We start from the raw sequence: 6,714 nt of genomic DNA, 5'->3' as shown, positions 1-6,714 counted from the left end.
CCCCACCCCCGCGGGGGCCCCAACGCGGGGGGGGGGCCCCGGGCCCCCCCGGGGGGGGGGGGGGGTTTTTTTTGGGGGGGGGGGGCCCCCCCCACCCCCCCCCCCACCCCCCCACCCCCCCGGGCACGACAGAGACTACTGCCCCAAATACTTCTTCATTTCCGCAATGAGCCCGTCACGCAGCTCCGGCCGCTTCAGGCCGTAGGCGATGTTGGCGCGGAGGAAGCCGGGCTTGGAGCCGCAATCGTGGCGCTCGCCCTCGAACTCGACGCCGTAGAACTTTTGCGATCTGGCGAGGCCGATCATGGCGTCGGTGAGCTGGATCTCGCCGCCGGCGCCGCGCTCCTGGGTCTCCAGGATCTTGAAGATCTCCGGCTGCAGGATGTAGCGGCCGGTGATCGAGAGGTTGGAGGGCGCGGTGCCCTTCGCCGGCTTCTCGACCATGCCGTCGACCTCGAACATCTTGCCGGTGCGTTTGCCGACGCCGCAGATGCCGTATTGATGGGTCAGATGGTCGGGCACCGGCTCGACCGCGATGACATTGGATTTTTCGCCGAGCTTGCTGGCGGTGTCGATCATCTGCTTCAGGCAGCCGGGCGAATTGAGCACGAGTTCGTCCGGCAGCACGACCGCGAACGGTTCGTTGCCGACGATGTCGCGCGCGCACCAGACTGCGTGACCGAGGCCGAGCGGCGCCTGCTGGCGAGTGAAGCTGACGGCGCCGGCCTCCGGCTGGTTCTGCGCCAGAACGTCCTGCTCGGTCTTCTTGCCGCGCGCGGCCAGCGTCGCATCAAGCTCGAACATCCGGTCGAAATGATCTTCGATGACACTTTTGTTGCGGCCGGTGACGAAGATGAAGTGCTCGATGCCGGCTTCCCTGGCTTCGTCATAGACGTACTGGATCAGCGGCTTGTCGACGATCGTCAGCATTTCCTTCGGCATCGCCTTGGTGGCGGGCAGGACGCGGGTGCCGAGGCCGGCAACGGGAAATACGGCTTTGCGGATTTTCATGGGATTGATCGAATACCTGAGGAACACGTGAAGGGAGCAATGGCATCTTGCTAGCTTGTTTGCAGCCGCCAACAAAGGCGGATGTGGGGCCTCATCCTCACAGAGTTAAGAAAAAGGCCACCATCAAAATTTCACCTTTGTTAAGCTGTTGGCAACCGTAACCAGGCCTCCTGAGGGCAGATTTTGGCCGGACAGGTGTGGACATGATGCAATCAATGGCAGGGCTGGCGAAACGGGGCGGGTCCGTGACCGGTGCGACGATGATTGCGGCCGCCCTGCTGTTCCCGCTTCCCGCCGGCGCGCAGGCTCAGAACGGTCTGTCCAATCTGTTCGGCGGTATTTTCTCAGGCCCGAACCCGGCGACTTCGCAAGCAGCGCCCGGATCCAGCGGCGCTCAAACGGGAGTTCAACCCTGGACCGGCGAGGACGGCGCCTCCGGCCATCCGCTGATGACAGCCGCCGCGATCCGCGAGGCCGCGGGTAGCTTCAACAATTGCGTCGCAGGGATGTGGCCCGATGCCGCACGGCGCAACATCACGCAGGAAAATTTCCAGCGCTTCACGGCAGGCCTCGCGCCCGATCTGCGCATCATGGACCTGATGGACTCGCAGCCCGAGTTCACTAAGTCGATCTGGGATTATCTCGACATCCTCGTGAACGACAACCGCCTCGCCAAGGGCCGCGAGGTTCTCGCCAAGTACAAAGCGCAGTTCGACGCCACTGAAAAAGCCACCGGCGTCGACCGCTATATCATCGCCTCGATCTGGGGCATCGAGTCCAACTACTCGACGCAGATGGGCGATCGCAGCGTGCTGCAATCGACCGCGACGCTCGCCTGCATCGGGCGCCGCCAAGCTTACTTCAAGGACGAATTCCTCTCGGCGCTGGAGATCCTCAACCGCGGCGATCTCAGGCCCGAACAGTTGCGCGGCTCCTGGGCCGGCGCCTTCGGCCCGACGCAGTTCATGCCGACCGCGTTCAAGCGCTTTGCCGTGGACGGCGACGGCGACGGCCGGCGTGACGTCGTCGACAATCCCTCCGACCTGATCGCGTCGACCGCCAACAATCTGAAGAAGGACGGCTGGCAGGCCGGCCAGACCTGGGGCTACGAGGTCGTGGTGCCCCAAGGCTTCAACTACATGCTGGCCGACCGCGCCAAGGCGATGACGATGGCGCAATGGGAAAAGCTCGGCCTCAAGCGCCCGACCAACCAGCCCTTCCCGCATCCGGCGGAGAAGGCCTATCTGCTTGCGCCGGCCGGTGCCCAAGGGCCGGGCTTCCTGATGCTGCAGAACTTCCGCGTCATCATGAAGTACAACCCGGCCGAGGCCTATGCGCTGGCGATCGGCCATTTCGCCGATCGCCTCCGCGGCGGCCAGCCCTTCGTGCAGCCCTGGCCGCGGCAGGAGCGGGAGCTGTCCCGCACCGAGCGGCTGGAACTGCAGCAGCTGCTGGCCCAACGCGGCTTCTACAAGGGCACCCCGGACGGCCAGTTCGGCGGCCAGACCCGGGAGGCCCTGCGCAACTTCCAGGCCTCGATCGGGGTCCCCGCCGACGGTTTTGCCTCCTCCGACGTGCTGGACCGGCTGCGCGGGCGGTAAAATCGCGTCGAAAGTAACCCTGAACAGGGATTTTGGCAGGCAGCCTTGACGGCGGCGCCTGTTCCTCGGCGTATGGGTCAAAATCTGCAACAGAATCTGCCCGTTTGGCGCCCGATTCCGTTATTATATCGAGCGTGTCCCGATCCCCCATTGCGCGTGCCCGAGATCGCATGTCGAAGAAGTCCCTGCTCAAGGCGCTGACCGAGACCGGCCCGTTGATCGCGCTGGGGACGGCGCTTGCGATTCTGGTATCGGTTGCCGGCCCGGCCTCGGCGCAGTTCTTCAACTTCCCCGGCTTCGGCGGTCCACCGCAGCGCGCGGCCCCGCCGCCGCGCAATGGCGGAGGCGGCGGCTGGTTCGGCGGAGATTTCTTCGCGCCGTTCCAGCAGCAACAGCAGCAGGCGCCGCGCCAGGATTTTTCGCGCGCGCCGGCGCCAGCCAAGCGTGACACCACGCCCGACAAGAACGTGCTGGTGATCGGTGACGCCATGGCCGACTGGCTCGCCTACGGCCTGGAAGACGCCTACACCGAGCAGCCCGACATGGGCGTGATCCGCAAGCACAAGACCACATCCGGCCTGATCAAGTACCAGCCGAAGGGCGAGCCCTCTGATTGGGTGGCTGCGGCCAAGGGCATTCTCGAGACCGAGAAGCCTGAAATCATCGTCGTCATGCTCGGCCTCAACGACCGCATCTCGATCCGCGAGCCGGTGGCCGAGAAATCCGACAAGGCCTCGGACAAGGACAAAGACAAGAAGAACGACAAGGGCGCCCGCGCCAAGCCGCAAGGAAAGCCGGGTGACAAGCCGGGCGATGCCAAACCCGACACGGCCGCCAAGCCGGACGACAAGCCCGCCGACACCGACCTGCCGCAGGATGATGCCGATAACGCCGACACGCCTGCGGCCGCGCCCGAAAAGACGGCGCGCAATCCGAACGGTGTCTACGAATTCCGCGACGAGCGCTGGGTCGAGCTCTACGGCAAGAAGATCGAGGAGCTCGCCAACGTCCTCAAGGCCAAAGGCGTGCCGGTGCTCTGGGTCGGCCTGCCCGCGATCCGCGGCCCCAAGGGCACGGCGGACATGCTGTTCCTGGATTCGCTCTATCGCGAAGGCGCGGCCAAGGCCGGCATCACCTATGTCGACGTCTGGGACGGCTTTGTAGACGAAGCCGGCCGCTTCCTTCAGAAGGGCCCGGACTTCGAAGGCCAGATCCGTCAGCTCCGCAGCGGCGACGGCGTCTATTTCACAAAACCCGGCGCGCGCAAGCTCGCGCATTATGTCGAGCGCGAGATCACGCGCCTGCTCGCAGGCCGCTCCGGCCCGATCGCGCTGCCGAGCGAGCCGGCGACACCCGATACCAGCGCCGAGCCCGGCAAGCCCGCACCGCGGCCGCTGGCCGGCCCGATCGTGCCGCTGGTTGCGGCCTCGATCTCGACCGATCAATTGCTGGGTGGGCCGGGCTCGCGTCCTGCCGCCGTCGATGCGCTCGCTGCGAAGACGATGGTGAAGGGCGAGCCACTGGCTGCGCCTGCCGGCCGCGCCGACGATTATGCCTGGCCGCGTCGCGAAGTCGGCCGCGAGCAGGCCAAGGGCGATACGCCGGTCGCCGCGACGACGCCCGATGGCGGTACGCCGGGTGCGGCCGCAGCGATCGCCCCGCCAAAGCTTGCGCCGAAGAAGCCACCGGCGCCGCAGCAACCGGCACAGGCCGCGCCATCGATGCGCGATTTCTTCGGCTTTGGTTCGCCGCCGCCCCCGCCGCGTCAATTGGCGCCGGCGCCGCGCAATCCGAATCCCGCGATCCCGCGTCCGCCTGGCAATGTCGGGCGATCGGCGGAAGTTTTCCGGTAGTTTTTCTAAGCTGAGGTCTCGTGTCCCGGACGCGCTGCAGCGTGAAACGCTGCCGCGCAGAGCCGGGACCAGCACGTCCAAAAAGAATGTGCCCCGGCTCAGCAACGCGGCGTTACACGCCGCACTGCGTCCGGGGCCTGATGCTTATCGTGCGTTGGCTTTAGCCGTAATAGCGCCAGCGCGGCGGCGGGCGGCGCGAAGGCCGTGCCATCAGCAACGCGAGGGCGAAGCCGATACCGCCGGCGACCAGCAGCGCACCGAGCGGGTTGTCCTGCACCTTCTGGGCAATCGCCTGCGAACCGTCGCGCAAGGTTTCGGCCGGCTTGTCATAGGCGTCCTTGGCATAGCTGGCCGCGGTGTCCGTCGCGTCACGGACGGCATCCTTGGCTTGGCCGTAGAGATTCTGCACGGAGCCTGCGGCTTCCCGCGCCTTGCCCGACGCCTGTGTCTGCGCATCGCCTGCGAGATCACCGACAGCGCCTTCCGCGCGTCCTGCGAATTCCTTGGCCGATCCGACAATCCGATCTTTATCCATGATGCTCCTCCTCAGGGGTCAGCCCAAGTAACCGATCAGGAGCGGCGCGGTTCCTCACGCTAGAGAATAAGCCCGCCATCGACGACCAATGTCTGGCCGATGATGTAGGACGACAGCGGCGATGCCAGGAATAGCGCCGCGCCCGCCATGTCAGCCGGCGTGCCCAATCGCCGCAGCGGAATGCGTGAAAGTGCACCTTCGAGCCGCTTGGGATTGTCGGTCGTCACCTTCGTCATCTTGGTATCGACGAGACCGGGCGCGATGCCGTTGACGCGGATGCCATCTTCGGCCCAGGCCTCGCCCAGCGTCCGTGTCAATGCGACCGCGCCGGTCTTCGACGCGTTGTAAGCAGGATTGCCCATGGTGGAATGATAGGCCGCGGTCGAGGACACCATGATCAGCGATCCCCGCGAGTCCCGCAGCATGGAATGAAAGCGCGTGGCGCAGGCCATCAGGCTCATCAGATTGACCTCGACGACCTTGCGGAAGCCCGCCATCTCGAACTCGCCACGGCGATAGAGCACCGCGCCCTGCGCGAGCACCAGGATATCGAGCCGTTCGAACGACGGCTTGAACGCTTCGACCGCTCCGGCATTGCCGACGTCGAGCTGCGCGTAGGAAAGACCGGTGAGATCCGAGCCCTCCGCTTGCGAATATTCCTTCGCGTGAGCGCGCGTGCCGCAGACCGCAACTTGCGCGCCCCTGATGCGAAAGGCTTGCGCGATGCCGTTGCCAATGCCGCTGGATCCGCCGACGACCAGCACCTGCTTGCCTGAGAAATCGAGCTCGTTCGTCATTGCTGGCCTCCCCGATCGTCTTGCTTGTTTGACCTGTCTGCGGATCGATGACAGCCTTGTCAATCACAACAAAAACAAGCAGCGCTCGGAGGAAACAGCATGGCCGATTTCAAACAACTCAGCCGGTCCGTGAAGGGCCTGACCGTTCTCGTCACCGGCGCGGCCAGCGGCATGGGGCGTGCAACGGCACGCGTGTTCGCCGCTGACGGCGCAAACGTTGCCGTCACGGATTATGACGAGCAGGGCGCGCTGGCCGTCGCGAAGGAGATCGCGGCAGGCGGCGGAGCCGCGCAAGCCTGGAAGCTCGATGTTGCCGACGGCGATAAGATCAAGCGCGTGGTCGGCGACGTCGCCGCGCATTTCGGCGGTCTCGACGTCATCGTCAACAATGCCGGCATCTCCGTGCGCGTTGCGATCGACGACGAGGCCTATGAGGACGCCTGGGCCAAGGGCCTCGCGGTGATGCTAACGGCGCATCCGCGCATCATCCGCGCCGCGCTGCCTCATTTGCGCAAGTCGAACAGCCCGCGCATCGTCAACATCGCCTCGACCGAGGCGCTCGGCGCCACCGCATTGCACAGCCCCTATTCGGCGGCGAAGGGCGGCGTCGCCAGCCTTACCCGCTCGCTCGCGGTGGAGCTCGGCCGCGAAGGCATCACCGTCAACTGCATCTGCCCCGGGCCGATCCGCACCGCCATCACCGACCGCATCTCGGAGGAGCACAAGACCATCTACGCCAAGCGCCGCACCGCACTGGGCCGCTACGGCGATCCCGAAGAGGTCGCGCACATGACGCTGAGCCTGTGCCTGCCGGCGGCGTCCTTCCTCACCGGCGCGGTCATCCCCGTCGACGGCGGCCTGATGGCGCGCAACGCGTGAGAGCTGTAGCCCGGATGGAGCGCAGCGCAATCCGGGAA

General features: G+C 65.8%; 6 protein-coding genes. 3 read left to right on the top strand and 3 right to left on the bottom strand.

Annotated features, from left to right (window positions below; all coding sequences use genetic code 11):
• Positions 1-135: 135 nt before the first annotated feature.
• On the bottom strand, positions 136-1,011 hold the full coding sequence (locus tag AC0L30_RS07895) for a UTP--glucose-1-phosphate uridylyltransferase (protein ID WP_007599884.1): 876 nt from the start codon (positions 1,009-1,011) through the stop codon (positions 136-138).
• Positions 1,012-1,214: 203 nt separating this feature from the next.
• On the opposite strand from AC0L30_RS07895, the gene AC0L30_RS07890 reads away from it, so the two are divergent.
• Both AC0L30_RS07890 and AC0L30_RS07885 read left to right on the top strand, forming a co-directional pair.
• Positions 1,215-2,612, top strand: coding sequence for a lytic murein transglycosylase (locus AC0L30_RS07890; protein WP_007599883.1), 1,398 nt, complete (start codon positions 1,215-1,217; stop codon positions 2,610-2,612).
• Between the two features lie 170 nt (positions 2,613-2,782).
• Entirely contained in the window at positions 2,783-4,465 is a 1,683-nt protein-coding gene (locus AC0L30_RS07885; RefSeq protein ID WP_473404107.1) for an SGNH/GDSL hydrolase family protein, read from the top strand.
• A gap of 160 nt (positions 4,466-4,625) precedes the next feature.
• Here AC0L30_RS07885 and AC0L30_RS07880 read toward each other — a convergent pair whose 3' ends face one another.
• A complete protein-coding gene (locus tag AC0L30_RS07880; RefSeq protein ID WP_007599877.1) occupies positions 4,626-5,000 on the bottom strand; it encodes a CsbD family protein in 375 nt (124 codons plus the stop codon).
• 59 nt (positions 5,001-5,059) lie between these two features.
• Entirely contained in the window at positions 5,060-5,797 is a 738-nt protein-coding gene (locus tag AC0L30_RS07875) for an SDR family NAD(P)-dependent oxidoreductase (RefSeq protein ID WP_473404106.1), read from the bottom strand.
• 99 nt (positions 5,798-5,896) lie between these two features.
• Here AC0L30_RS07875 and AC0L30_RS07870 point away from each other — a divergent pair, with 99 nt between their 5' ends.
• Positions 5,897-6,676 carry an SDR family NAD(P)-dependent oxidoreductase gene (locus tag AC0L30_RS07870; RefSeq protein ID WP_354200420.1) on the top strand — a complete coding sequence of 260 codons (780 nt, stop codon included), beginning with the start codon at positions 5,897-5,899 and terminating at the stop codon, positions 6,674-6,676.
• The last annotated feature ends 38 nt before the right edge of the window (positions 6,677-6,714 follow it).

It is taken from the genome of Bradyrhizobium sp. MI1.11 (genome assembly GCF_055811255.1).
Note: the sequence above shows the minus strand (reverse complement) of the source record. Positions and strands in the feature narration are given on the sequence as shown.

What these genes read in the sequence shown, in the direction of transcription:
- AC0L30_RS07885 (WP_473404107.1), top strand. Translation starts at nt 2,783, where the DNA reads ATGTCGAAGAAGTCCCTGCTCAAGGCGCTGACCGAGACCGGCCCGTTG.
- AC0L30_RS07880 (WP_007599877.1), bottom strand. Translation starts at nt 5,000, where the DNA reads ATGGATAAAGATCGGATTGTCGGATCGGCCAAGGAATTCGCAGGACGC.
- AC0L30_RS07895 (WP_007599884.1), bottom strand. Translation starts at nt 1,011, where the DNA reads ATGAAAATCCGCAAAGCCGTATTTCCCGTTGCCGGCCTCGGCACCCGC.
- AC0L30_RS07870 (WP_354200420.1), top strand. Translation starts at nt 5,897, where the DNA reads ATGGCCGATTTCAAACAACTCAGCCGGTCCGTGAAGGGCCTGACCGTT.
- AC0L30_RS07890 (WP_007599883.1), top strand. Translation starts at nt 1,215, where the DNA reads ATGATGCAATCAATGGCAGGGCTGGCGAAACGGGGCGGGTCCGTGACC.
- AC0L30_RS07875 (WP_473404106.1), bottom strand. Translation starts at nt 5,797, where the DNA reads ATGACGAACGAGCTCGATTTCTCAGGCAAGCAGGTGCTGGTCGTCGGC.